Below are 25,251 nucleotides of genomic sequence, written 5' to 3'. Positions count from 1 at the left end.
CCCCCCCCCCCCCCCCCGCCGCCCCCCCCCCCCGGGTCCCCCCGGCGGTTCAGCCCCCCCCCCTCACGGGCGGTTCCGCCGCCCGGGGGGGCGGGGGCGCGTCCCCGCGGCCCGACGGCGGGGGCGGCGGGTACGACCCGCCGGGCGGCGGTGGCGGGGGCGGCGGATAGGACCCGCCGGGCACCTGCTGCCCACCCGAAGGCGGCGGCACCTGCTGGCCACCCGGAGGCGCCTGCTGGCCGCCCGAGGGCCCGGGCGACGAGGGAGGTGGCGGGTAAGCGCCGCCGGGCGGCGGTTGATCGGTCATGGGCAACCTTCCACTCCGGGTCAGCGGAACCTAGCTGGGCTAGCCGAAACAGTACCCGAGCCCGTCGCGCCCCGGCGAGACGCGCGGCGCCGCCAATCAGCGGCGCCCGGACAAGCCCCGCGGCCCGTCGGAGAGGAAGCCCAGCAAGTCATACCGGGTGATCACGCCCACCGGTTTGCCTTCTTCGACCACCATCAGCGCGTCCCAATCGCGCAACGCCTTGCCGGCCGCGCTGACCAACTCGCCGGCGCCGATCATCGGCAGCGGCGGGCTCATGTGCAGCGCGACCGCGTCGGCCAGTTTGGCCCGTCCCTCGAAGACGGCCGACAGCAGTTCGCGCTCGGAGACGCTGCCGGCGACCTCCCCCGCCATCACGGGCGGCTCGGCGCCGACGACCGGCATCTGCGACACCCCGTACTCGCGCAGGATCCCGATCGCGTCGCGCACGGTCTCGGACGGGTGGGTGTGCACCAGGTCGGGCAGCTCCCCGGACTTGCGGCGCAGCACGTCGCCGACCCTGGACTGTTCGGTGGAGCCGTCGAGGCGGCTGCGCAGGAACCCGTACGACGACATCCACGCGTCGTTGAAGATCTTCGACATGTAGCCACGCCCGCCGTCGGGCAGCAGCACCACCACGATCGAGTCGGGCCCGGCCTGCTCGGCGACCTTGAGCGCGGCGACCACCGCCATCCCGCACGACCCGCCGACCAGCATCGCTTCCTCTCGGGCCAGCCGCCGGGTCATGTCGAACGAGTCGGAGTCGGAGACGGCGATGATCTCGTCGGGCACCGTGCGGTCATAGGCCTGCGGCCAGAAGTCCTCACCGACGCCCTCCACCAGATAAGGCCGGCCGGTGCCGCCGGAATACACCGACCCCTCGGGGTCGGCGCCGATGATGCGCACCGCGCCGCCCGACACCTCTTTGAGGTAGCGGCCCGCGCCGGTGATCGTTCCGCCGGTGCCGATGCCGGCGACGAAGTGGGTGACCTTGCCGTCGGTGTCGGCCCAGATCTCCGGGCCGGTGGTGGCGTAGTGGCTGGCCGGGCCCTCCGGGTTGGCGTACTGGTCGGGCTTCCAGGCGCCGTCGATCTCGGTGACCAGCCGGTCGGAGACGCTGTAGTAGCTGTCCGGATGCTCGGGCGGCACGGCCGTCGGGCACACCACGACCTCGGCGCCGTAGGCCATCAGCACGTTGCGCTTGTCCTCGCTGACCTTGTCGGGGCAGACGAACACGCACTTGTAGCCGCGGTGCTGAGCGACGAGGGCCAGCCCGACGCCGGTGTTGCCCGAGGTGGGTTCGACGATGGTGCCGCCGGGCCGCAGCTGCCCGCTGGCCTCGGCGGCGTCGATCATCTTCACCGCGATCCGGTCCTTCGAGCTGCCACCGGGATTGAGGTATTCGACCTTGGCCGCCACGATGCCGGCGCCGTCGGGGACGACGGAATTCAGACGCACCAGCGGCGTGCCGCCGATGAGGTCACTGATGTGCTGCGCGATCCGCATACGTTCATCGTCTCAGGCGGTTTCGCGCGGCGCACAACTACTACTCTCCGCCCGTCTACCCGGTGGCCTCGCGGATGTAGTCGCCGATCTGCCGCAGCGAGCGCATGGCCTCGGGGACCATCGGCGCGGCCAGCTGGAAGTCGTGGATCTGCCCGGGCCACACCCGAACCTCGGCCGGCACGCCGACCGCGGCCAGCCTGCTCGCCGCCAGCCGCGCGTCGTGCAACAGCACCTCGGAGCCCGACACGTGGATCAGCGTGCGCGGCAGGCCCGGCTTGATGTGTTCCAGCGGTTCGTAGATCTCTTCGGGCTTCCCGTCGACAATGTTCTTCCGGGCCGCCCCGGCCACCAGTTCGGCGAGCGCATCGAACGCCCCGGCCGTGAACATCGCATCCGTCTCGATGTTGGGGTGGGCCTGCTTGGGTTCCTTGGCCAGCTGCAGCAAGGGCGAGATCGCCACCAGCGCAGCGGGCTCCTCCCCCTCCTCCTGCAGGCGCTGGGCCAGCGTGAGCGCCAGGTAGCCGCCGGCGGAGTCACCGGCCAGCACGATCTGGTCGGGTTCGTACCCGCGCTGCCGCAGCCACAGGTACGCGTCGCGGCAGTCGTCGAGCGCCATCCCGACCGAATTCTTGGGCAGCAGACGGTAATTGACCACCAGGATCGGCGAGTCGGCGAACTTGGACAGGGCTTCGACGAGCCGTCCGTGCGAGTTCGCCCCACAGGTCAGAAACGCGCCGCCGTGGAGGTAGACGATCACGCGGCGGCCGCCGTCGGCGGGCAGCACCCCGGGCGCGCGGACCAGCTGCGCCGACGCGTGGGGCAGCTTGATGGTCTCGCGGACCGTGGCCGACGCCGGGATCAGCACCCGGGCGGTGAGGTCGATGAGGCCCCAGGGCCAGGGCAGGTTGGGGACATGGCTGCCGACGGACAGGATCGGCCGGATGGTCAGGCGCGAGGTGAGGTTCGCCAATCGGGCGGCGACGCTAGGCCCGGATTCCAGGACCTCGACGGGTGCTCCGTCGCTGATCGCGAATTCGCGTGCCTTGGCTCGACGCGCTCTCAGGACGTCATGGGGCCGAAGGGTAGTTGCCGAAGACCCCAATTCCTTACTAGGTGCAGTCATGCTCAACACTTCCTACGCCGTTGTAGTGCGATACAGCATGTGACGAGGAGACTGAGCGTCTGGTTCAGCCGTTTGCCAGAGCGTTCAGCCAACCCCTTGCCATCAGCTTGACAGGCGTTGCTTAGTACAACGTATGAAATAGCTGATTCGATACCAGTTTTGCTTCGCACCGTAATCAGTTCGTTTTCCAGCCACCCGCGCGAAACTCGCAGCCCCTTTAAACTTGATGGCGTGACCATGCGGGTGCCACGTCGTTCGGCGATCGCCCTGGCCACAGCGGGCGCGCTGGCCTCGACAGGAACCGCCTACCTGGGGGCACGCAGTCTGTTGGTCGGCCAGGCCACCCACGCGCGCACGATCATCCCCAAGTCCTGGGACATCCCGCCCCGTGCGGACGGCGTGTACGTGCGCGGCGGCGGCCCGGTGGAACGGTGGCACCGCGGCATGGCGGTCGACCAGCACCTGATGATCTTCGGTGACTCGACCGCCGCCGGTTACGGCTGCATGAGCGCCGACGAAGTGCCCGGGGTACGGATCGCGCGCGGCCTCGCCGAGCAGACCGGCAAACGAATCCGGTTGAGCACCAAGGCGATCGTGGGCGCGACCTCCAAGGGCGTGTGCGGTCAGGTCGACGCGATGTTCGTGGCCGGCCCGCCGCCGGACATCGCGGTGATCATGGTCGGCGCCAACGACGTGACCGCGCTGAACGGCATCAGCCAGTCGGCGCAGCGGCTGGGGATGAGCGTCCGCAAGCTGCGCGCCCGCGGCGCCGTGGTGATCGTCGGCACCTGCCCCGATCTCGGGTTCATCAGCGCCATTCCGCAACCGCTGCGCTCGCTGGCGCACGAGCGTTGCCTGCAGCTTGCCCGCGCCCAGACCGCGGCGGTCCGGTCGGCCGGCGGCGTGCCGGTGCCCTTGGCGCAGCTGATGGCGCCGCAATTCCGCGCCACCCCCGACGCCATGTTCTCCGCCGACGGCTACCACCCCTCGGCACCGGCCTACGCGCTCGCGGCCGACGCGCTGCTGCTCGCCCTCTGCGACGCGCTGGGCGAAGAGGTGCAGCGCCCACCGGCGAGTTCGCCCGTGCCGGCGGCGACGCCGGTGCTCGGGCAGCGGCACACCCGCACCAGCGTGATGTCGCGGTTGTGGCGCCGTCCGGCTCCCGGACCTGCCCCGTCTTCGTGCCCCGAGGTCGGCAGCGACTAGATTTGTTCTCGCCCGTCGCGGTGGACCTACCGCCCGAAGGCGAAGCGAGCCAGCCCCATCTGTGGGATCTGCAGGGATCTGAAGGGAACCACCATGCCTGAAGCCGTCATTGTCTCAACCGCTCGCTCGCCGATCGGCCGCGCGATGAAGGGGTCGCTGGTCAACATGCGCCCCGACGACCTGACCGTCCAGATCGTGCGCGCCGCGCTCGACAAGGTGCCCGCCCTGAACCCGCATCAGATCGACGACCTGATCCTGGGCTGCGGCCAGCCGGCCGGTGAATCCGGCTACAACCTGGCGCGCGTCATCGCCGTCGAACTGGGCTTCGACTTCCTGCCCGGCACCACCGTCAACCGCTACTGCTCGTCGTCGTTGCAGACCTCGCGGATGGCCTTCCACGCGATCAAGGCCGGTGAGGGCGACGCCTTCATCTCCGCGGGTGTGGAGACCGTGTCCCGCTTCGCCAAGGGCAGCGCCGACTCGTGGCCGGACACCAAGAACTCGCTGTTCGGTGAGGCCCAGGAGCGCTCGGCCGCCGCGGCCGAGGGCGCCGAGGAGTGGCACGACCCCCGGGCCGACGACAACATCCCCGACGTCTACATCGCGATGGGGCAGACGGCCGAAAACGTGGCGCTGCTGACCGGCATCAGCCGCGAGGACCAGGACCACTGGGGGGTGCGCAGCCAGAACCGTGCCGAGGAAGCGATCAAGAGCGGCTTCTTCGAGCGCGAGATCACCCCGGTGACCCTGCCCGACGGCACCACCGTGAGCACCGACGACGGCCCGCGTCCCGGCACCACCTACGAGAAGATCAGCCAGCTCAAGCCGGTGTTCCGGCCCAACGGCACGGTGACCGCGGGCAACGCGTGCCCGCTCAACGACGGCGCCGCGGCGGTGGTGATCACCAGCGACACCAAGGCCAAGGAGCTGGGCCTGACGCCGCTGGCGCGCATCGTGTCTACCGGGGTCAGCGGCCTGTCCCCCGAGATCATGGGCCTGGGCCCGATCGAGGCGACCAAGAAGGCTCTGGCGCGCGCCAAGCTGTCGGTCAGCGACATCGACCTTTTCGAGATCAACGAGGCGTTCGCCGTCCAGGTGCTGGGCTCGGCGCGCGAGCTGGGCATCGACGAGGACAAGCTGAACGTGTCCGGTGGGGCGATCGCCCTGGGCCACCCGTTCGGCATGACCGGCGCCCGCATCGCCACGACGCTGCTCAACAACCTGCAGACGCACGACAAGACGTTCGGTCTGGAGACCATGTGCGTCGGCGGCGGCCAGGGCATGGCGATGGTGATCGAGCGGCTGAGCTAGACGACTCGGGCGGCGGCCGTCGGGCGTGCAACTATGGCGGCGACACGCCGGGTGGGCCCGCCGTCAGTGCACACTCGACACCCTCGACGCGGACGAAAAAACCGGCACGCCCTCAGGCGTGCCGGTTTTTCTCTGTGGCAGAGCTAGTCGTTCTGCAGATAACTCAGCAGACGCAGGATCTCGATGTACAGCCAGACCAGCGTCACGGTCAGGCCGAGCGCGATGCCCCAGGCCGCCTTCTCCGGCGCGCCGGCGCGGACCATCTGGTCTGCCGCGTCGAAGTCGATCAGGAAGCTGAACGCCGCGATCGCGATGCACACCAGCGAGAAGATGATCGCCACCGTGCCGCCGCTGCGCAGGCCCAGGCCGGTGCCGCCGTTGACGTGGAACATCGCCAGCACGAAGTTGCCGAGCATCAGGGCCAGCACGCCGAACATCGCGGCGACCAGCATGCGGGTGAACTTGGGCGTGACCCGGATGGCGCCGGTCTTGTAGACGACGAGCATGCCGAAGAACACCCCGAAGGTGCCCAGCACCGCCTCGCCGATCAGCGCCCCGGCGTTGGCGTTCGACACCGAGAAGTTGGCGAAGACGAACGAGATGGCGCCCAGGACCAGACCCTCGAGCACGGCGTAACTCAGCACGATGCCGGGGTTGTCCTGCTTGCGACCGAAGGTGGCCACCAGCACCAGGACCAGGCCGCCCAGCCCGCCGATCAGGGCCAGCGGCATGGCCAGCGCGACGTCGCGGGCGACCAGGAAGTAGGAGACCACGGCGGACACCGCCAGCACGGCCAGCGTGATGCCGGTCTTGGTGACGACGTCGTCGATGGTCAGCGGACGCGAAGCTTTGGCCTCCTGGTACGGGGCCTGGTACGGAGCCGCGTAGGGGTCGGCCCCATAGCCCTGCATCGGGGGCGCGCCAGTGCCGAATTGCGCGTATCCGCCCCTCTGCTTAGGCAAAGAACGAAATACCGGGTTGCTTGTCTCCCGCACCGTCGGATCCTCTCTAATTGGCTTCGAGCTGTGCGAACACAATCTCAACGATCGGCGTTGCACCCTGGTTCCCAGCGGACCTGGGCGTTTTCCGGTGTATATAGCCTCCGCCGTTGTCGTCGCGTTAAAGATAACCCTTACCCGCGGGTACCGCGCCGGTCGTGACGATCTAGATTTCTTCCTCGAGGCTGGACCGGCCTAAACCGGGTCAAGGGAGGCGAGGGCGTGACCGACGAATCCGATGAGGTTCTGACCGAAGTCGAGGGAAGCGTCGGCTTGATCACGCTCAACCGCCCCAAGGCGATCAACTCGCTGAATCAGCCGATGGTCGACGCGCTGAGCGCCATCCTCACCGACTGGGCGGGCGACGACGCGGTGCGTGCGGTGGTGCTGTCCGGCGCCGGCGAACGCGGGCTGTGCGCCGGCGGCGACGTGGTGTCGATCTATCACAGCGCGCGCAAGGACGGGCTCGAGGCGCGACGGTTCTGGCGTGACGAGTATCTGCTCAACGCGCAGATCGCCGAGTTCTCGAAGCCGTACGTGGCGTTGATGGACGGCATCGTGATGGGCGGCGGCGTCGGCGTCAGCGCGCACGCGAACACCCGGGTGGTCACCGATACCTCCAAGATCGCCATGCCCGAGGTCGGCATCGGCTTCATCCCCGACGTCGGCGGTGTCTATCTGCTGTCTCGGGCTCCCGGCGGCCTGGGTCTGCACGCCGCGCTGACCGGCGCGCCGTTCTCCGGCGCCGACGCCATCGCCATGGGTTTCGCCGACCACTACGTGCCGCACGGCGACGTCGAGGCGTTCCGCCGCGCGGTGGTCTCCGACGGTGTGCAGGACGCACTCGCCAAGTACGCGACCGAACCGCCGGCCAGTGACCTTGCCGCGCAACGCGACTGGATCGACGAATGCTATGCCGGCGACTCCGTCGCGGACATCGTCGCCAGTTTGCGCGGCCACCAAAAAGAAGGGGCGGGTCCGGCCAACGAGGCTGCCGACCTGATCGCGACCCGTTCCCCGATCGCGCTGTCGGTGACGCTGGAGGCGGTGCGCCGCGCCGCCAAGCTGTCGACATTGAAAGACGTTTTGGTGCAGGACTATCGGGTGTCGTCGGCATCACTGCGCTCACACGACCTGGTGGAGGGCATCCGCGCCCAGCTGATCGACAAGGATCGCAATCCGCAATGGTCGCCGGCGCAGCTGCCCGCGGTCACGGCGGCCGACGTCGAGGCGTATTTCGCCCCGGTCGACGACGACTTGAGTTTCTAGAAAGGCGGTTTGGATGACAGACACGAATTACGAGACCATCCTCGTCGAGCGCGAAGAGCGTGTCGGCATCATCACCCTGAACCGGCCGAAGGCCCTCAACGCCCTGAACACTCAAGTGATGAACGAAGTCACCAGCGCCGCGGCCGATTTCGACGACGATCCCGGCATCGGGGCGATCATCATCACCGGCTCGGCCAAGGCGTTCGCCGCCGGCGCCGACATCAAGGAGATGGTCGCGCTGACGTTCGCCGACGCCTTCGGGGCCGACTTCTTCGCCCCCTGGAGCAAGCTCGCCGCGGTCCGCACCCCGACGATCGCCGCGGTGGCCGGGCACGCGCTGGGCGGCGGCTGCGAGCTGGCGATGATGTGCGATGTGCTGATCGCCGCCGACACAGCGAAATTCGGCCAGCCCGAGATCAAGCTCGGGGTACTGCCCGGGATGGGCGGCTCACAGCGGCTGACCCGCGCCATCGGCAAGGCCAAGGCCATGGACCTCATCCTGACCGGCCGGACCATCGGCGCCGAAGAAGCCGAACGAAGCGGCCTGGTCTCGCGAGTGGTGCCGGCCGACGACCTGCTGACCGAGGCCAAGGCCGTCGCGACCACCATTTCGCAGATGTCGCACTCGGCTGCCCGGATGGCCAAAGAGGCCGTCAACCGCGCGTTCGAATCCACCCTTACCGAGGGACTTCTCTACGAGCGCAGGCTCTTTCACTCGACTTTCGCAACCGAGGATCAGTCCGAAGGAATGGCGGCCTTCGTCGAGAAGCGCCCGCCGAACTTCACCCACCGCTAGGACGCTTGCATGAGCGAACCGGTTTCCGCGCCGCCCACCGAGGCAGACCGAGGCCCGGCGGACGTCGTCGAGGAGTCCGCGACGCCCAAGCCGGACGTCGCACCGCAACCGGCACCCGTGTCGCGGGCCGGGCGCGCCGCCCCGACCCTGCCGTGGACCGAAAAACCCTGGTGGGTACGGCATTACACGTTCACCGGCACCGCGGTCGGGGTGATCTTCATCTGGCTTTCGCTGACACCGTCGCTGCTGCCACGCGGTCCGTTGTTCCAGGGGCTGGTCAGCGGGCTCTCCGGCGCCATCGGCTATGGGCTGGGCGTCTTTTCGGTCTGGCTGGTGCGGTTTATGCGGGAAAAGGATCACAGCCCGCCGCCGCCCTCCTGGGCATGGAAGGTGCTGATCCCGGTCGGGGTGTTGGGCCAGATACTCATGGCGATCTGGTTTCACGTGTGGCAGGACGACGTGCGCGACCTGATGGGCGTGGAGCACCTGAAGTGGTACGACTATCCGCTGGCCGCGGTGCTGTCCCTGGTGGTGTTGTTCACGGTGGTCGAGCTGGGTCAATTCACCCGCTGGCTGGTCAAATTCCTTGTCGGTCAAGTGGACCGGTTCGTACCGTTTCGACTCTCGGCGACCATCGTGGTCGTCACCCTGGTGGTCCTGACCATCACCCTGCTCAACGGCGTCGTGCTCAAGTTCGCGATGCGCACCATGAACAACACGTTCGCCTCGGCCAACGAGGAGATGAATCCCGACACCGCTCCCCCGAAGACCCCGCTGCGCTCGGGTGGTCCGGAGTCGCTGGTGTCGTGGGAGTCGCTGGGCCGCGAGGGCCGCATCTTCGTCGAGGGCGGTCCAAAGGTCGCCGATCTGACCGCGTTCAACGGGTCCCCGGCCACGGAGCCGATCCGCGCCTACGCCGGGTTGGACTCGTCGAAGGGCATCACGGCGGCCGCGGAGCTGGCGGCCCGGGAACTGCAGCGCGAGGGCGGCCTGCAGCGCGCCGTCGTCGCGGTGGGCACCACCACCGGCACCGGCTGGATCAACGAGGCGGAAGCCTCGGCGCTGGAATACATGTACAACGGCAACACCGCGATCGTGAGCATGCAGTATTCGTTCCTGCCGAGCTGGCTGTCGTTCCTGGTGGACAAGGAAAACGCCCGGCACGCCGGGCAGGCGCTCTTCGAGGCCGTCGACAAGCTGATCCGCCAGATGCCCGAGGGCAGCCGGCCCAAGCTCGTGGTGTTCGGCGAGAGCCTGGGATCGTTCGGGGGCGAGGCGCCGTTCCTGAGCCTGAACAACGTGCTGGCCCGCACCGACGGGGCGTTGTTCAGCGGACCGACCTTCAAAAACACCATCTGGACCGATCTGACGTCGACGCGCGACAACGGATCGCCGGAGTGGTTACCGATCTACCAGGACGGTCGGTACGTCCGATTCGTCGCTCGCGCAAAGGATTTGACGCGTCCCAACGCGCCGTGGGATCACCCGCGGGTGGTGTACCTGCAGCACGCGTCGGACCCCATCGCCTGGTGGACGCCGGACCTGTTGTTCAGCAAGCCCGACTGGCTCAACGAGCCGCGCGGCTACGACGTGCTGCCGCAGACCCGCTGGATCCCGGTCGTCACCTTCCTGCAGGTGTCGGCGGACATGGCGGTGGCGGTGGACGTGCCCGACGGTCATGGCCACCACTACGTCGCCGACGTCGCCGACGGCTGGGCGGCGGTGCTGCCACCGCCCGGCTGGACGCCGGACAAGACCGCGAAGCTGCGTCCGCTGCTGCATTCCGACGAGACGACTTAGAGCCAGCGGCGCGCGGTGCCGCCCGTGCCGGCGAACGCCGGGTCCACCCGGCCCCCGGCCAGCTCGCTCAGCACGCCGGCGCCGGCCAGCGCGTGATAGCCGCCGATGACGTCGGTGGCGCGGTGCAGCCCGATGTCCAGCAGCGCGGCCGCCGCCAGGCTGGAGGTGTAGCCCTCCGAACACAGGATCACCCATTCGACGTCGTCGCCGACGGCCTCGGGCAGCCTGGCCTCGCTGGTGGGATCGCAGCGCCACTCCAGGACGTTGCGTTCGATGACCAGCGCCCCGGGCACCTCGCCCTCGCGGAAGCGCTGGGCCTGCGGCCGGATGTCGACCAGCACCGCGCCGCGCCGCAGCGCATCGGGCACCTCGACGGCGGGCAGGCGGCGATATCGGCGCCGGGCGGACCTCAAGACGACGTCGATACGGCTCATGGCGATCCTTCCGGCTGGTCGGTCAGTTCGGTGCGTTCGCGGCGCAACGTCTTGCGGTCGGTGATCTCGTAGTACGACATTGCCGTCAGGGGCGGCGAGTAGGCATGCACGCTCAGGGTCGGCTGCACCGGCGCGGCTGCGACGTTCGGCGCCCCCGCGACCGGCAGCGACACGGGCACGGTGACCGGCCGCGGCGCCCAGACCACATCGTGCACCCAGCCCAACGGAAAGCCGGCCTGGTCGCCGGCGTCCAGCCGGCGTCGTCGCAAATCCCTTCCGTCCCAACGGTATTCGTTCAGCGATCCGGAAATGACGGTCAGCGCGCCCAGTGACCCGCCGTGGTCGTGCAGCTCGGTCGGCTGGCCGGGCACCCAGCTGATCAGCCAGACGTCGAGTTCCTCGTCGCCGTGGATGCGGGTGAACCAGCGCCGCGACCGGGGTATGCCGCCCGCGGGCAACAGGTGGTCGCAGCGCCCGCTGAGCACATCGTCGGCGGCCTGATCGGTGGCGTAGAGCAGATCGGGCACTCGCAGCCGGGTCGGGCCGGCGGACGGGGCGGAGAGGACGCGCGGGCGCGGGGCAGTCGCGGCGGCGACGGGCACAGACATTTACGAGCTCCAGGGCGAAACGGACAGGACAAGCGGCGGCGTGTTACGGCCGACAACACTCGCAAAATCCGAAGCGCTCCATCACGGCCGCCAGTGTTGCATAGATTGAGACGGTGCGCTGGCGCGGTGATCGGTCCCGGCGGTGGGGCGCGGCTGTTGCCGCGGCCGTCATCCTGGCGGTCACGGGGTGCTCGCACGGCGCCCCTTCGTCCCCGTCGGCGCGGCAATCCGGCGGCCCCTCCGGCCCGGGGCCGGCGCCCGCGGGCTCCGTCGGCCTGTCCCCCGCCGGCGTGACGACCAGGGTGGACGTCCCCGCGGATTCGACCGAAGAGGAGTACTACCAGGCCTGTCACGCCGCGAAAGAGTGGATGGACGCCCAGCCCAAGACGGATGCGTCGCTGTTCGAGCCGTATCTGTCGATGGTTCAGGCGTCTCCCGCGGGCACTGCGGGCAGCTGGAACGCGCCGTGGGCGAAGTTGACGCCGGCCCGCCAGGCCGCCGTGATCGTCGCCGCGCGGGCGGCCGCCAACGACGAATGCGGGTAGCGCCACGGCCCGGGGATTTTTCGCCGCCGCGTAATTGGGATCACGGCTGAAAAAAGTGCCCGCGCCCCCCGCCGGCCGCCCTCCTCCGCGCAAAATATAGGGGTGCCCGACGAACTTCCGCGTCGATCAGAACCGGCCCGGGTGGCACTCGCCCTCGGCAGCGGCGGCGCCCGCGGCTACGCGCACATCGGGGTGATCGAGGCTCTGGTGGCGCGCGGCTACGACATCGTCGGCGTCTCCGGCTCGTCGATGGGCGCGCTGGTCGGCGGGCTGCAGGCGGCCGGGCGGCTCGACGAGTTCGCCGACTGGGCGAAGTCGCTGACCCAGCGCACCATCCTGCGGCTGCTGGACCCGTCCATCAGCGCGGCCGGCGTGATGCGGGCCGGCAAGATCTTGGACGCGGTGCGCGACATCCTGGGCCCGGTCGCCATCGAGGACCTGCCCGTCCCCTACACCGCGGTGGCGACCGACCTGCTGGCGGGCAAGTCGGTGTGGTTTCAGCGCGGCCCCCTCGACGAGGCGATCCGGGCGTCCATCGCGATCCCCGGCGTGATCGCACCCCACGCCGTCGACGGGCGGCTGCTCGCCGACGGCGGCATCCTGGACCCGCTGCCGCTGGCCCCGCTCGCCGCGGTCAACGCCGACCTGACCATCGCGGTGAGCCTGTCTGGCAGCGAGGCGATCAGCAACCGCGAACCGGAGCCGGGCGCCACCGTCGAGTGGTTGACCCGCATGGTGCGCAGCACCTCGGCGCTGCTCGACACGGCCGCCGCTCGGTCGCTGCTCGATCGGCCGACGGCCCGCGCGGTGTTGAGCAGGCTGGGCGGGCCGCCCGGCGAGCCGGACGGCTGGACGGACACCCAGGAGGGCGAGCAGCCGGTTGACGACGCCGGCGAGCTGGCCGGCGTCGGACCCGACGTGCCGAAACTGGGCAGCTTCGAGGTGATGAACCGGACCATCGACATCGCCCAGGCCGCCCTGGCCCGCCACACCCTGGCGGTCTACCCGCCCGACCTGCACATCGAGGTCCCGCGCTCGACGTGCCGGGCCCTGGAATTCCATCGGGCGGTGGAGGTGATCGCCGCCGGCCGCGCGCTGGCGGACGACGCGCTGGACGCCCTGGAAGTCGAGGACGACCGAGACGTCCCGCCCGCGATCGAACGCTGAGCGGCGCTCAAATCTCTTGCGCGTCAAGCGCTGTCACAGGCCCAGAAACCGGGCGACGGCCGCGGCTTCGCGGCGGCCCTGCTCGCGTCCGGCCCGGGCGGACGGGATGCGGCAGCCCGGGTCCAGCGCGTTGGGCCCGAAGGCGGCCAGCGAATCGGCATCGGCGAAGACGGCGAGCGCCGCGCCGGGAAACGCGGAGATCTCGGCGGCCGGCCCGGCGCCGAACGGCGCCGGCGCATCGACGCCCGAGGGCACCAAGACCACCGCCGTCGCGCAATCGGCGGCCACCACGAGGTTGACCGAGCTGGCGACGCCGCCGTCCATGTAGTGCCGGCCCGCGATGGTCACCGGCGGCCATGCCCCGGGCACCGCGCAGCTGGCCGCGACGGCATCGACCAGCTCGACGTCGGAGCCGCGGTCGAAGACGGTCAATTCGCCGGTGTCGACGTCGATCGCGGTGATCCGCAACTCCCGGTTCGGCCAGTGGTGTGACGGCAGGCGCCGCGCGATGACGTCGCGGCGCACCCGTGCCGGAACGGTTTTGGTTTCCAGCGCCACCGCGCCGATGCGCTGCATCTGTTGCCGGGTCCGGTCCAGCGTGTCCTCGTAGGGCTCGCCCAGGGCCGTCAGGAACATTTCGGTGATGGTCTCGAGGTCGACACCGGAATCGATTTCGGCCGACGCCTCGGCGACCTGCCGGTCGAACAGCTCGTCCAGGGTGTGGCCGCTGCTCAGCTGCGCGGCGACGGCCGAGCCGGCCGATGTCCCGACCAGCACGTCCGATTCGGTCAGCAGCCGGGCCGCCGCGGGCGACTCGTCGGCGATGCCCCGCAGAACACCTGTCTCCCAGGCGATTCCCGCTATTCCCCCACCGGCCAGCACCAGGGCGCGATTGAGTGTCACGTCGTCTACCTTGCCAAACGGCGTCAGGCCAGTTGTCGGGTGTTCGGCAGCGCGTGCTGCGACTCCTCCACCGGCGAGCTCAGGTCCTCGCGACGCAGCAGATGTTTGGGCGGGTCCGGCAGGATCATGCTGCGGTGGATTTGCAGAGCCGCATCGACATGGAACAGTTCACCCGCCGGCAGCAGCCGCCAGCGTGGCTCGTCGTCCATCACCTCGGTGGCGAACACCACCGACGACCGTTCACACAGATGCTCCGAGCGGGCGTGAATTCGGTTGGTGCACAGGTCGAATTCGGAGTCATGCGAAGCCGCGTCGTCGGATCGATCCAGGATATAGAGGTGATGGGTCTCCGGGTATCGCAGCGCCCACATGTCGGTGGCCGTGCACAACAACACGTTGACCGCGTAGATAGGGACGTGCTCGGCGAGCCATCGCATGGCGTCGGTGAGGCCGGCCGTGATGTCGCCGTCGCGCGCCCGGATGGCGGCGGTGATCAACGCGAACACCCGCTCGGAGTCGGTGTCGCCCAACACCAGGTCGTCGGTGCCGACCTCACGCAGCCGCGCGTCGAGGATGTCCAGCCCCTCGAGGACGCCGTTGTGCGCGAAGATCCGCCCGTCCTGCAGGAACGGGTGGGTGTTGTGGATGTCGAGCGAACCGGTGGTGGCATAGCGGACATGGGCGATGACGGTCGTGCCGGTCATCCGGTGCGCCTCGGTCGCGAATTTCGCGTCCTGCCAGGCCGCTATCGGCTCCTTGTACAGGTGCGGCCGGCCGTGTTCGTCGTAGACGCCCAGCCCGGTGCCGTCCGGGTTGCGCCTACTCTGTTGAGCCAGGCTGTCCGGGGCGTCCAGCAGCCAGAAGGTCGCGGTGCACGCGTGCGTTCCGGCGTGCAGGCCAAAAAGTCGGCACATGACTTCCCACGCTAGCGGTCGCGGGTCAGCCCGTCAGCACGGCCGACAGGTCGTGCAGCGCTTGGCGCGCGTAGCCCTTCCACATCCTGCCCAGCACCGGCAGGGCCCAAGCCGTCAACGCCGAGCGTGGGCGGATGTCCCAGCGCCAGGTGATCTGCGTGCCGCCCGCGGCCGGGGCGAAGATCCATTCGCCGAGAACGTGGTCGACCAGCAGCGCCATCGGGCCGGTGATCTCCGAGAGCCGGTAGCCGAACGAGCGCGGCGGGTCGACGCTGGTCAGTTCCTCGCGCATGGTGGCGCCTCCGGCCAGGTGCACGACGCGGGTTTGGCCCGCCGCGTCCCAGGCGCCGGTCTGCTCGCGCACCTCCCTGATCGGCGGGAACGGCCCGTACCAGCGGTGGAAAAGCGTCGGCAGCGGAATGGGCAGCGTGCCGTGAAAGGCATCCTGGACCGCGACCGGGGTGACCACGGATTGATCGACGATGAATGAATGTGCCACTGGTGTAACGCCTTTGCGCTCAGCGCGCCTCGATCACCTGGTATTCGCCCTCGGCGTAACGCGACCGGATGGTTTTCTTGTCGTACTTGCCGACGCTGGTGCGCGGGATCTCGTCGACGAAGGTCCACCGCTCGGGCAGCCACCACCGAACGACCTTGTCGGCGAGGAAGTTTCGCAGCTGTTCGGGGCTCACCGCAGCGCCCTCCTTGGCCACGATCACCGCGAGCGGCCTTTCCTCCCAGCGCTCGTCGGGAACACCGACCACGGCGGCCTCGACCACATCCGGGTGCCCGATCAAGAAGTTCTCCAACTCGACCGAGGAGATCCACTCCCCACCGGATTTGATGACGTCCTTGGCACGGTCGGTCAGGGTGACGAACCCGCGCTCATCGATGCGGCCCACGTCGCCGGTGCGCAGCCAGCCGGAGTCGAACTTCGATTCGTCGCGGCCCAGGTAGTAGGAGCCGGCGATCCACGGTCCGCGGACCTCGACCTCGCCGACGGCCTCGCCGTCGTTGGGCAGTACCTGACCGTCGTCGTCGACGATGCGCATCTCCACCCCGCACACCGGCTGACCCTGCGTCCCGCGGAAGGCCCAGTGCTGGTCCTCCGGGGTGCCCGGGGGCGGCCACGCCATGGTGGCCAGCGGCGACGTCTCCGTCATGCCCCACAGCTGACGGATCTGCACGTCGTGCTTTTCCTCGAAGGTGCGCATCAGCGACACCGGGACGGCCGAGCCGCCACAGACCACCAACCGCAGCGACGACATGTCGTGGTCGGGGTCGTCCTCGAGGTGATGCAGGACGCCGTTCCAGATTGTCGGCACCGCGCCGGTCACGGTGGGCTTCAGGTCCTCGACCATCGCGACCAGCGAGCGGGGGTCGAGGTGGCAATCGGGCAACACCAGGTCGGCGCCGGCCATCAGCGCCGCGTACGGCAGCCCCCAGGCGTTGGCGTGGAACATCGGCACGATGGGCAGCACGCTGTCGGTGGCCCCGACGCCGATGCCGTTGGTGGTACACGCGCCCATCGTGTGCAGGAAGCTCGAACGGTGGCTGTAGACAACGCCTTTCGGGTTGCCGGTGGTGCCGCTGGTGTAGCACATCGCGGCCGCGGAGTTCTCGTCGATGCGGGGCCAGTCGAACTCGGTGGACTCGCCGTCGAGGACGTCGGCGTAGCGCAGCACGGTCTTGCCCGCGCCCTCCAGCGCCTCGGTGTCGTCGCCGACCACGATCACGGTGTGCACGGTCTCGAGCTCGGGCAGCACGGGTGCCAGCAATTTCACCAGTGAGGAGTCGACCAGCACCACCTGGTCTTCGGCCTCGTTGGCGACGAAGGCGATCTGCTCGGGGAACAGCCGGATGTTGAGGGTATGCAGGACGGCGCCCATCGAGGGCAGGGCGAGGTATGCGGTGAGGTGCTCGGCGTTGTTCCACATGAACGTGCCTACCCGCTGGTCACCGGTGACGCCGAGCCGGCGCAGGCCATTCGCCAGTTGCGCGGCCTGCCGGCCCAGCTCCCGGTAGGTCGTGCGTCGGTAGCCGTCACCGGTGGCCGTCGTGACGGTGCGTTCGCCGTGCACGGTGCAGCCGTGACGCATGATCGCGGTGATGGTCAACGGATAGTCCTGCATCGTGCCGTCCACTGATCTACCGCCTTAACTCTCGGGGCAGCACCCGCCTGTGCCGTCGGCCGCCTCCCACCCTAAGCCTCAACCCGCCGAGAGTGTCAGCACCTGAGGGTGCTGACGGTCGATTGGTGGATTCCGTTCCGCCGGGGTCGCTTTGGACGCCGCGCCGCACCGGCGAGCCTAGACCAGGACCGGTTCCCACTCCGGCAGTTCGGGAAGCCAGCCGGCGACCGACAGGTCCCGGTCGCTCGCACCGTCGCGGGCCTGCGATGGCGCGCTCGAGGAGATGCGCGCCGCGGTGACCACACCGGAGTAGTCGGCGACATAGAGATGGGTGCCGTCGGGGCTCTCCACCACGCACGACGGGTGCTGGAACACCCTGACCTCGCCGACCACGTCCTGCTGATGGGTGCTCAGCACCGTGATGCGGTCGTCGCTGACCAGGTAGGCCCGCGCGCCGTCGCGGCTGAGCGTCATCCGTGTGAGCGGGCCGGTGATCTCCGGGATCTTGTGGGTGCCGACGATCTTGTTGACCCGGGTGTCGATCACGTCGAGCACCGCGCCCGCGACGGGATCGCAGCTCGCCACGTACGCTGTGCCGCCGTCGTTGCTCAACGCCACATCGCGCAGGGGCAGACCGAGGTCGACGACGCCGACGATGCGCGACCGGCCGCCGACCCGGCGATTGTCGGACCGGGTCCGCGTCTCGATCATGACCAGGCTGCCGCCTGTCGGGGCGTTCATGCCGACGTACAGCCGGCGTCCGTCGGAGCTGATCCGCACGCATTCGGCGGAGGTGCCCGGCGCGGTCGCCAGGTCGATGACCTCGAGTTCGCCGGTGGTGGTGTCCAGCACCGTCACATCGGCGCCGCGAACCGCGTTCCGGCTGGCGTAAAGGAATTTGCCCTCCGGGCTCACCGTCAGGTCGCTGACGCTGTTCGCGAGCTTGTGTGTGGCGATACGCCAGTTCGTGACGACGTCGATGACCTCGATGGCGTCGTAGCCGGCGGTCGCGATGCTGACGTAGGCGTAGTTGGAGTCCGCGCTGCTCATGGTGACCGCGAACGGCTCGACCAGCCCGGGGACGGTGCTCGAGACACGACACGTGTTGGCGTCGATGACCGAAACCATGTCGCGACCGTAATTCGTTGCGACCAGCCGGCGCCCGTCCGGGCTGATGTCGATATCGCTGATCGGGCCGTGGTGCAATGGCACGCGCACCACCGAGGTGGTGTCGAGCTCGAAGATTCGGGCGTCTCGATCGTCGTGCGCGGCCTTAGGGCCGTTCACATCGTTCACGCTGGCACCGCCTTTGCTGTGTTTGTCGGCTCTGGTGGGCACAGTGGCGAAGCCGCCGGTACGTGTGCGACGATTTGGCCTCCGGATCCACCGGCTTTCAGCACCGAAAGGCGCTGACGAGACTGGTTTTCGGTAGTCTACTGGCCAAAAATCGCCGCACCGCAGTTCGAGATGCTCGACGTTAGCTACGTCACTGTCCGCACTCAGGTTCTGCTCAGACTTCCAATCACGCTGTATCGCAGTCGCTTACCCGTAGCGAAAGTCAGGCAAACCCGCTTCCGGCGGATTTCGCTCGCGCCGCTAACAGCCCACGTGAGCGCGTTATCGGCTGGGGATGTAAGGAATTCTCAGGTTTTTCGGGCGACGAGGGATGAATCACACATCCGACGGTGTGACCTTCTCGCGGCGGACGTCGGATCACAGCGCGTCATGGTCGCGTTCCCCGGTCCGGATGCGGACAAGCGCTTCCACCGGTGACACCCACACCTTGCCGTCACCGATCTTCCCGGTGCGGGCCGCGCCGATGATCGCCCCTGTGACCCGGTCCACGAATTCCTCGTCGATCAGCACCTCGACCCGCACTTTCGGTACGAAATCGACTGCGTATTCGGCTCCGCGGTAGACCTCGGTGTGCCCCCGTTGCCTCCCATACCCCTGGACCTCGGTGACGGTCAACCCCAGCACACCGGCGGACTCCACGGCGTGCCTGACGTCATCGAGGGTGAAGGGTTGGACGATCGCGGTAATCAGCTTCATGACGGCTTCGCATTCTCAATCATCCACCGGCTCAGCGTGTTTGGGTGCGCCCGAATCACTCCGTGAGGCAGAGAGCGGCTCGAGCCGCCGGCCCGTGACGAGTGTGTCGTCGGGGTAAGCCTCTTCGTCGTGGACGCCGAGGTCCCCGGTCTCCAACACCTCGTCCGGCAACCGCAATTTCATAAACGGGCCAAGCACTTTCAGGATGACAAACGTGACCAGCGCATCCCAGACGATGACCGTGCCCGCGGCACCGGCCTGGATCAATATCTGTTTGGGATGGTGACCGTACAGCCAACCGGCGAAAGTCACGTCCTGCCCTGTGCTGCCGCCGAGATATTCGACGATGTGCGGGTCGGCGAGTACCCCGACCAGCAACCCGCCGGCCAAACCCGCCACGCCGTGCGTGTGAAACACACCCAACGTGTCGTCCACTTTCTTGAAAAGCCTTGTCGTACCGAGCCAATTCCATGACATCCAGACCAGGGACGAGGCGACGGCCCCGATGATCATCGCACCGAAGCTGTTGACGAAACCGGCCGCCGGCGTGATCGCGACCAGACCGCTGATCATCCCGTTCACCGCACCGAGGAACGTCGGCTTGCGCTGCTTGCTCGCGAAGATGTCCCAGATCACCCAGGTCAGCAATGCGACCGCGGTAGCGAGATTGGTGTTGATCACCGCCAGTGACGCGTCGGCACCCGAGAAGTACGGGTCGCCCCCGTTGAAGCCGTTCCAGCCCAGCCACAAAACCCCGGCGCCGACCGCGGCCAGCGGCAGGTTGTTCGGCACCGCACGCTCCCGGTCCCGCGCCAAGCGCGGACCTATCACCGCGGCGGCGACGAACCCGGAAGTCCCGGCGGCAAGATGAATCACGTACCCGCCGCTGTAATCCAGGGCGCCCGCGTGTGACCACCAGCCGCCGCCCCACAACAGGAAAGCATTGACCGAGTACGCGAACGTCGACCAGAGCGGCACGAAGATCAGCCAGACCTTGAAGCTCATTCGCCCGATCACGCTGCCGAGAAAAAGTAGCGGCGTGATGGCGGCGAACACGAACTGGAAGTACGCCAGCGTGGTCTCCGAGAAGCGGAAAGACGGCATGGTGCCATCCAGCAGCGGGATATAGGCGATCTGCTGGTTGTTGCTACTCAGGATGGTTCTGGGCTTCCCGACCGCCGCCTGCAGGATGCCCGGCCCGAGTTTCAGCGGTTCGCCGAACCCCATCTTGAAACCCCAGAGCACCCACACGACCAGCACCAAAGAAAATCCGGTGAAGGCCATCAACATGGTGTTGACGGCCCACTTTCTCTGCACGATTCCGCCGTACAGGACGGCAATGCCCGGAATGCTCATCAGGCCGACCAGAGTCGCCGCCACCAACTGCCAGGCGTTATCTCCGGGATTCACCCAATCTGGATAAGGCAACATGGTTCAGACACACCCCAATTCGGGCCGGTAGGCCTTTGAGAATCAGCTGCGGTGCGAAGTGACGCCGTAGACGGGTGAAGCGTCGAATGGCAATGTTTCGCCTGTATGAGCGCGATTTTAAGAATTCATTTCGGAATGCCGCGCGCCTAGCTGAACTGCGTTTGCGGCCTCTCCAAGCCAACACCGTCGACGGTGATGTCGAGTTTCTCGTTGTAGAAAGCGATTAGACCGGCAATCTGACTGACCGCCGGAAGCGGATAGTGGTAGGCCCACGCCAGGTCCTCGTGCAGGGCGTCACCCACGCGCACCGACCAATAACCCGACGTAACCCCCTTGTACGGACACAACGTCTGGGTGGGACTGGGTTCCAGGTTCTCGAACGCGACATCGGTCGGATCGATGTAATACCTTGTCGGCAAACCTGTTTCGAACAGCAAGACGGGAGTTATGGTGTCGGCCAAGGCAATTCCGTCGAGCTCGACGCGCACATGCCGGTGCGAGCGCAGGGCGTCGACGCGCGAATACGGATTGCGTGGGTGGCCGTAGATCGGCTCGTCTTCTTCGAACCAGCGCAACGGATTCCAGTCGAACCGCACGGTTCCGGCCAGCGGGCCGTCCCCGACGGCATCGAATACTCGCGCCGCGGACTCGTGCGTCTGGCCGGCGCCCACCAGGGAGTACAGTCGCGACGCGCCGAATTGCACTGTCTGAGCGTGGTTTTCATCGTGCAGGAACTCGAAACTGACGTCGTCGAGCGGGATGTAGTACTGCGGGTAATACGGAACCTCCCACACGTACCGGGCGGCGGTGGTGTCGAAGACCAGCGCGTCGCCGAGATAACCACGGACCCGCCGGGGGGCGGGTTCGATCCTGCCGCGCGAGGCGGCCATCTGCGGGTAGCCGGAGTCGGCGGTCATCGCTGACCTACTGGTCCTTGGACGCCAGCCCGGCCGGGGCGTGACCGATGGCCTTGCGGATCGCGTCGGCCAGCGCCAGCGCGCTCTCCTCGGTCAGTTCCAGGGCCACCCGTGCAGACGGGCCGAGCTGCGGGTTGATCACGTCGATGTTGACGGTGTGGCCGTAGGGCGCGTGGACGGGGTGGTCGACATACACCGTCGCGCGGTTGGCGCCGAACCATCCCGTCGCCCCCTTGCCGCTGCCGTCGATCTCGACATGTTCGGTGAGATACGTGCACATGGGAGATGCCTAGCCCTTCAGGTAGGTGGCGAAGAACTCGTCGATGCGGTGCCAGCCGTCCACCGCGGCCTCCGGCCGGTACGCCGGGCGGTCGACGGAGAAGAACGAGTGTCCCGCACCCTCGTAGGAGTGGAACTCGTGCGGCTTGTCCAGTTTGTTCAGCTCGGCGTCCAGGGCGGCCACCGCGGCGGGCGCCGGGAACCGGTCGTCGAGCCCGAACAGGCCCAGGAGCGGACAGCTGAGGTTTGCGGCCAGGTGCAGGATCGGCTTCATCGCCTTGGGCATGCCCTCGGGTGGGTCCTCGACGATGAAGGCGCCGTAGCAGTCCACCGCCGCGTCGAACGGCAGCGAGCAGGCCGCCAGGTAGGCGTGCCGCCCGCCCGAGCAGTGCCCGATGACACCGAACTTGCCGTTGGCGCCGTCCAACGTGCGCAGCTGCTCCACCGCGCCCGCGACGTCGCCGACCAATCGTTCGTCGGGCACCCCGCCGGCGGCGCGCGCCGCGGCGGCCGCGTCATCGGGCGCGGCGCCGGGGGCCTCCCGCGAATAGAGGTTCGGCGCCACCGCGTTGTAGCCGCTGACGGCGAGCCGGCGGACGAACTCCTTGGTCTCCCGGTCGTACCCGGGCATGTGGTGGATCCACACGACGCCGCCCCGCGAGGCCTGCGCGAGCGGCACGGCCTGGTATGCCTCGATCTCGTCGCCGCCGTGGCCAGTGATGGTGATGGTCTCTGCGCGAATGGCGTCTGCGCTGGGTGCGTTCATCGCGACTCCCTTTCTCCGCTCCGGTGGCATTGCCGTTGTGGCCAACCGGATGCTTCAGCGCTGCGGCAGGTCCGGGGCCGCTCCGCCGAGAACCAACGTAGCCGAATCACGCTGCGGGTTCAGTGCCGCTTGTCGCGCACCTTGTAGGTCGAGGGCCACGACTTGCGGGACTCGTCTCCGGTCAACGGAGTTCCCATCCCGCCGACCTTGACGGCGTACGCCTCCTTGCCGGGGCCGACCTCACGGTTGGCGTGCTCCTGGGCCAAGAAATAGAGCTCGTCGATGGTGGCTTCGTCGTAAGCGACGAACGAGGTTTCCCGCGCGACGTCGTCGATGCCGACCAGCATCCGGTCGGGCAGTAGCCGCGACGCCACCGCCGCGAGCCCCAGCAGCCCAAACGGGATGATCCAATAGCAGAGGAACGACAGCGGTGTCTTCGTGTCCAGCATCAGGGCGGCGGTGGTCCCAGCGGGCACTGCGGGACCTTCCAGGATCGACGGGATCACCGACGACACCGTCATCCCGGCGAACGTCGCGACCCACAGCCAGCTCAGGACCTTGACGACGCGGCCGAACAGCTCGGTCTTGGCGACGTCGGGGGCTTGTTCCGCCGCGGCGAACTCGGCCACGAAGGGCTTGCCGATCAGTACCCCGATCAGCGTTACCAGGAAGATCCCGGCGTTGCTCAGCGGCAGGATCCACCGCTGCAGGAACAAATCGCTGAGGGCGAAGGCCAGGACGGCGAGAATCAAAAGCACTGCGGCGGAAGCAAAATCGAAGAACTGCCACTTCCTGCCGATCGCGCCCCCCACGCCCAGGCTGGCGGCGGCGATCGTCAATGCGACCAGCACGGCCGCGACGAACGGAACGTTACCGACGAGTACCCAATACACGATCCACGGCGCGAGGCCGAACAGCATGCCCATGCTGGGTCAGTGTATGGATGACGGTTTGCGGCCCGGTCGGCGGCAGGCCCAAACTGTTGGTCCGCGCGCACGTTGGTTGTAGCGACCGCCGATCGCGATTCATCGAACATGTTATGGCACAACCGGTTCCGGGTGCTGAGCGGGCGGCACGGCGTGCAGCGCCATCGCCAGGAAGTCCAGGCGCCACAGCGACCGGAACAGCGTCAGCCCGAAGTCGTGCACACGCCGGGTGTCTTCGGGCCTGACGTCATCGCGCTCTGCCACGCCGTCGATGATCGCCGCGATGGTGCGGCGGCCGTCGACGAGCTCGACGAAGGGCAGCTGGGCCGGGTTGAGCTTCAGCGTCGCGCCGGGCATGTGAATGGTGTCGCCGGACAAGACGCAGGCGGCGCGCAGCACCGGGACGTAGTCGAGGCAGGCCGCCGCCGAGAAGTCGATCCTGTAGTCGCCTTTCGGTCGGTCCGGGCGGCAGGCGAGGAAGAAGTGGGTGGCGTTCGCCGGTTGCAGCCGTTCCATCACCGACCACAGCTTGGTGTCGGGCAGCTGGTTGACCACCGACTGGAACCGGCTCGCCGGGGCGAAGAGGTCGTGCGGGTAATACGGCGTGTTGCGCAGCCAGCCCTGAAACGCCAGCCCGGCGGAGTCGACCAGCTCCAGGCATTCGTCGACGGTGTAGCTGCGTTGGCGGGCGTGCAGGAAGGTGTCCACGAGCGCGCCCTCGGACATCAGATCGCGCGCGCTGTGCAGATAAGTGCGCACGGGGTGGTCGGCCGGCAGCGTCGCGATCGCCTGGACGACCAGTTGTACCGAGGCGTCGTCCTGGGACAGGCCGAGGTCGCGGAACGCCGACTCGAGCATGTCGACCCCGATCCGGCCGTACCTCGCGTAGAGCATGACGCCCAGCACCCCGTCCGGGCGCAGGCACTCACCGAGCGCCGTCAACCCGGCCAGCGGGTCGGCCAGGTGGTGCAGGACGCCGCTGGACACGATGAGGTCGAAGTCGCGCGACAGCGCCGACACCTCTTCGATCGGAAGCAGCCGCAACTCCAGGTTGTCCAGGCCGTGCTTGTCCTTCAGCCGCCGGTGGTGATTCAGCGCGGACTGGCTGACGTCGATCGCGACGACCTTGGCCCCGCGGTTCATGTAGGCCAGCACGGCCGCCTGGAAGGTGCCGCAGCCCGCCACCAGGATGTCCAAGTCCGCCTTGTATTCCCGGTCGGGCCACAACATCCGATGGGCCCAGTAGGGGTCGAACCAATCCCAGTGGTTCGTGGTCCACGCCGCCAGATCGGTTACCGGAGGCGGATATTCCCACCGGTCGTATTGGCGGGAGACCCCGTCGCCCCGCGGATCCTCGGTCACTTCGGCGCTCTCTCCTTCGGGGTGGCAAATCGCGCAACGGTACGACGAACTTACTGCGCCTGCCACATTCGGCCGCGGCACCAGCCGCCCCGATTCGTTCCGATCTGACGATTCGGGGCTGCACAATTAGGATTCGGTTCCTGCACCATCCACGGCGAGGAGTCAGCGAATGAAGAACACGGCAAGCTTGCGCGGCCCGATCGCTGTCGGCCTGGCCGCGTTCATCGTCCTCGCCACCGCCCCGGCCGCGAACGCCGACCCGGCTGACGACAACTTTCTGCGCGCGCTGACCCAGCGGGGGCTCAGCTGGCCCAGCGGCAACGACCAAACGATGATCAATGTCGGCCATGCGGTGTGCGCCGACTGGGCGGGTGGCGACACCATGGCCCAGACGGTCGACGACGTGCAGAAGGCACTCGGGCTGAGCACCAACGGCGCCGGCACCGTGATCGGGGCGGCGACGGCGTCGTACTGCCCCGAATTCCGCAGCAAAATGTAGGGC

General features: G+C 68.2%; 25 protein-coding genes. 8 read left to right on the top strand and 17 right to left on the bottom strand.

Annotated features, from left to right (window positions below):
• Nucleotides 1-403 precede the first annotated feature (403 nt).
• Nucleotides 404-1,810, bottom strand: a complete 1,407-nt coding sequence (locus ACYQ8K_RS05685) for a cystathionine beta-synthase (protein WP_459967474.1) — start codon at nt 1,808-1,810, stop codon at nt 404-406.
• 55 nt (nt 1,811-1,865) lie between these two features.
• Entirely contained in the window at nt 1,866-2,933 is a 1,068-nt protein-coding gene (locus ACYQ8K_RS05680; protein WP_459967472.1) for an alpha/beta hydrolase fold domain-containing protein, read from the bottom strand.
• 243 nt (nt 2,934-3,176) lie between these two features.
• On the opposite strand from ACYQ8K_RS05680, the gene ACYQ8K_RS05675 reads away from it, so the two are divergent.
• Nucleotides 3,177-4,139 carry an SGNH/GDSL hydrolase family protein gene (locus tag ACYQ8K_RS05675; protein ID WP_459967486.1) on the top strand — a complete coding sequence of 321 codons (963 nt, stop codon included), beginning with the start codon at nt 3,177-3,179 and terminating at the stop codon, nt 4,137-4,139.
• Between the two features lie 93 nt (nt 4,140-4,232).
• Complete coding sequence (locus ACYQ8K_RS05670) at nt 4,233-5,450, top strand: acetyl-CoA C-acetyltransferase (RefSeq protein WP_064953992.1); 1,218 nt, start codon at nt 4,233-4,235, stop codon at nt 5,448-5,450.
• 143 nt (nt 5,451-5,593) lie between these two features.
• Here the strand turns inward: ACYQ8K_RS05670 and ACYQ8K_RS05665 are convergent, their stop codons facing one another.
• Complete coding sequence (locus tag ACYQ8K_RS05665) at nt 5,594-6,445, bottom strand: Bax inhibitor-1/YccA family protein (RefSeq protein WP_459967471.1); 852 nt, start codon at nt 6,443-6,445, stop codon at nt 5,594-5,596.
• A gap of 225 nt (nt 6,446-6,670) precedes the next feature.
• Between ACYQ8K_RS05665 and ACYQ8K_RS05660 the strand changes: the two genes are divergently transcribed.
• Genes ACYQ8K_RS05660 through ACYQ8K_RS05650 form a run of 3 tightly spaced genes read left to right on the top strand, consistent with a single transcriptional unit; the run spans nt 6,671 to nt 10,313 of the window.
• Nucleotides 6,671-7,717 (top strand): enoyl-CoA hydratase/isomerase family protein, encoded by a 1,047-nt coding sequence (locus tag ACYQ8K_RS05660; RefSeq protein ID WP_459967470.1) that lies wholly within the window; start codon nt 6,671-6,673, stop codon nt 7,715-7,717.
• 13 nt (nt 7,718-7,730) lie between these two features.
• On the top strand, nt 7,731-8,513 hold the full coding sequence (locus ACYQ8K_RS05655) for an enoyl-CoA hydratase (protein WP_459967469.1): 783 nt from the start codon (nt 7,731-7,733) through the stop codon (nt 8,511-8,513).
• Nucleotides 8,514-8,522: 9 nt separating this feature from the next.
• Complete coding sequence (locus tag ACYQ8K_RS05650) at nt 8,523-10,313, top strand: alpha/beta hydrolase (RefSeq protein WP_459967468.1); 1,791 nt, start codon at nt 8,523-8,525, stop codon at nt 10,311-10,313.
• Here the strand turns inward: ACYQ8K_RS05650 and ACYQ8K_RS05645 are convergent.
• Nucleotides 10,310-10,747, bottom strand: coding sequence for a rhodanese-like domain-containing protein (locus tag ACYQ8K_RS05645; RefSeq protein ID WP_459967467.1), 438 nt, complete (start codon nt 10,745-10,747; stop codon nt 10,310-10,312). The two genes, ACYQ8K_RS05650 and ACYQ8K_RS05645, sit on opposite strands and share 4 nt — an antisense overlap.
• The gene (locus tag ACYQ8K_RS05640; RefSeq protein WP_459967466.1) at nt 10,744-11,355 is read right to left on the bottom strand and encodes a cupin domain-containing protein; all 612 of its coding nucleotides are present in this window, start codon (nt 11,353-11,355) and stop codon (nt 10,744-10,746) included. Before ACYQ8K_RS05640 ends, ACYQ8K_RS05645 begins: the two co-directional genes overlap by 4 nt.
• 113 nt (nt 11,356-11,468) lie before the next feature.
• On the opposite strand from ACYQ8K_RS05640, the gene ACYQ8K_RS05635 reads away from it, so the two are divergent.
• Both ACYQ8K_RS05635 and ACYQ8K_RS05630 read left to right on the top strand, forming a co-directional pair.
• Complete coding sequence (locus ACYQ8K_RS05635; protein ID WP_459967465.1) at nt 11,469-11,900, top strand: lipoprotein LpqV; 432 nt, start codon at nt 11,469-11,471, stop codon at nt 11,898-11,900.
• 102 nt (nt 11,901-12,002) lie between these two features.
• On the top strand, nt 12,003-13,067 hold the full coding sequence (locus ACYQ8K_RS05630; protein WP_459967464.1) for a patatin-like phospholipase family protein: 1,065 nt from the start codon (nt 12,003-12,005) through the stop codon (nt 13,065-13,067).
• A gap of 33 nt (nt 13,068-13,100) precedes the next feature.
• On the opposite strand, the gene ACYQ8K_RS05625 is transcribed toward ACYQ8K_RS05630, so the two are convergent.
• The 12 genes from ACYQ8K_RS05625 to ACYQ8K_RS05570 all read right to left on the bottom strand — a co-directional run bounded on the left by ACYQ8K_RS05625 (nt 13,101) and on the right by ACYQ8K_RS05570 (nt 24,749).
• Nucleotides 13,101-13,970 (bottom strand): patatin-like phospholipase family protein, encoded by an 870-nt coding sequence (locus ACYQ8K_RS05625; RefSeq protein WP_459967463.1) that lies wholly within the window; start codon nt 13,968-13,970, stop codon nt 13,101-13,103.
• A gap of 23 nt (nt 13,971-13,993) precedes the next feature.
• Nucleotides 13,994-14,884, bottom strand: coding sequence for a class II glutamine amidotransferase (locus tag ACYQ8K_RS05620; protein ID WP_459967462.1), 891 nt, complete (start codon nt 14,882-14,884; stop codon nt 13,994-13,996).
• A gap of 25 nt (nt 14,885-14,909) precedes the next feature.
• Nucleotides 14,910-15,383: an SRPBCC family protein gene (locus tag ACYQ8K_RS05615; protein ID WP_459967460.1), complete on the bottom strand. Its 474-nt coding sequence runs from the start codon at nt 15,381-15,383 to the stop codon at nt 14,910-14,912.
• 19 nt (nt 15,384-15,402) lie between these two features.
• Complete coding sequence (locus ACYQ8K_RS05610; protein WP_459967459.1) at nt 15,403-17,028, bottom strand: long-chain fatty acid--CoA ligase; 1,626 nt, start codon at nt 17,026-17,028, stop codon at nt 15,403-15,405.
• Nucleotides 17,029-17,193: 165 nt separating this feature from the next.
• A complete protein-coding gene (locus tag ACYQ8K_RS05605; RefSeq protein WP_459967457.1) occupies nt 17,194-18,312 on the bottom strand; it encodes a WD40 repeat domain-containing protein in 1,119 nt (372 codons plus the stop codon).
• 417 nt (nt 18,313-18,729) lie between these two features.
• Nucleotides 18,730-19,068, bottom strand: coding sequence for a P-II family nitrogen regulator (locus ACYQ8K_RS05600; protein WP_065029682.1), 339 nt, complete (start codon nt 19,066-19,068; stop codon nt 18,730-18,732).
• A 15-nt stretch (nt 19,069-19,083) separates the two neighbouring features.
• Nucleotides 19,084-20,478, bottom strand: coding sequence for an ammonium transporter (locus ACYQ8K_RS05595; RefSeq protein WP_459967456.1), 1,395 nt, complete (start codon nt 20,476-20,478; stop codon nt 19,084-19,086).
• Between the two features lie 167 nt (nt 20,479-20,645).
• Nucleotides 20,646-21,416 (bottom strand): DUF427 domain-containing protein, encoded by a 771-nt coding sequence (locus ACYQ8K_RS05590; protein WP_459967455.1) that lies wholly within the window; start codon nt 21,414-21,416, stop codon nt 20,646-20,648.
• Nucleotides 21,417-21,423: 7 nt separating this feature from the next.
• The gene (locus tag ACYQ8K_RS05585) at nt 21,424-21,696 is read right to left on the bottom strand and encodes a DUF6295 family protein (RefSeq protein ID WP_065054221.1); all 273 of its coding nucleotides are present in this window, start codon (nt 21,694-21,696) and stop codon (nt 21,424-21,426) included.
• A gap of 9 nt (nt 21,697-21,705) precedes the next feature.
• Nucleotides 21,706-22,461 carry a dienelactone hydrolase family protein gene (locus tag ACYQ8K_RS05580; RefSeq protein WP_459967454.1) on the bottom strand — a complete coding sequence of 252 codons (756 nt, stop codon included), beginning with the start codon at nt 22,459-22,461 and terminating at the stop codon, nt 21,706-21,708.
• A gap of 119 nt (nt 22,462-22,580) precedes the next feature.
• Entirely contained in the window at nt 22,581-23,387 is an 807-nt protein-coding gene (locus ACYQ8K_RS05575) for a hypothetical protein (protein WP_459967452.1), read from the bottom strand.
• A gap of 111 nt (nt 23,388-23,498) precedes the next feature.
• On the bottom strand, nt 23,499-24,749 hold the full coding sequence (locus tag ACYQ8K_RS05570; protein ID WP_459967451.1) for a methyltransferase: 1,251 nt from the start codon (nt 24,747-24,749) through the stop codon (nt 23,499-23,501).
• A 169-nt stretch (nt 24,750-24,918) separates the two neighbouring features.
• Between ACYQ8K_RS05570 and ACYQ8K_RS05565 the strand changes: the two genes are divergently transcribed.
• A complete protein-coding gene (locus ACYQ8K_RS05565; RefSeq protein ID WP_459967450.1) occupies nt 24,919-25,248 on the top strand; it encodes a DUF732 domain-containing protein in 330 nt (109 codons plus the stop codon).
• Nucleotides 25,249-25,251 lie beyond the last annotated feature (3 nt).

This window comes from Mycobacterium sp. MUNTM1 (assembly GCF_054660795.1).
The sequence above is the reverse complement of the archived record's forward strand: the minus strand, read 5'-3'. Positions and strand labels throughout refer to the sequence as shown.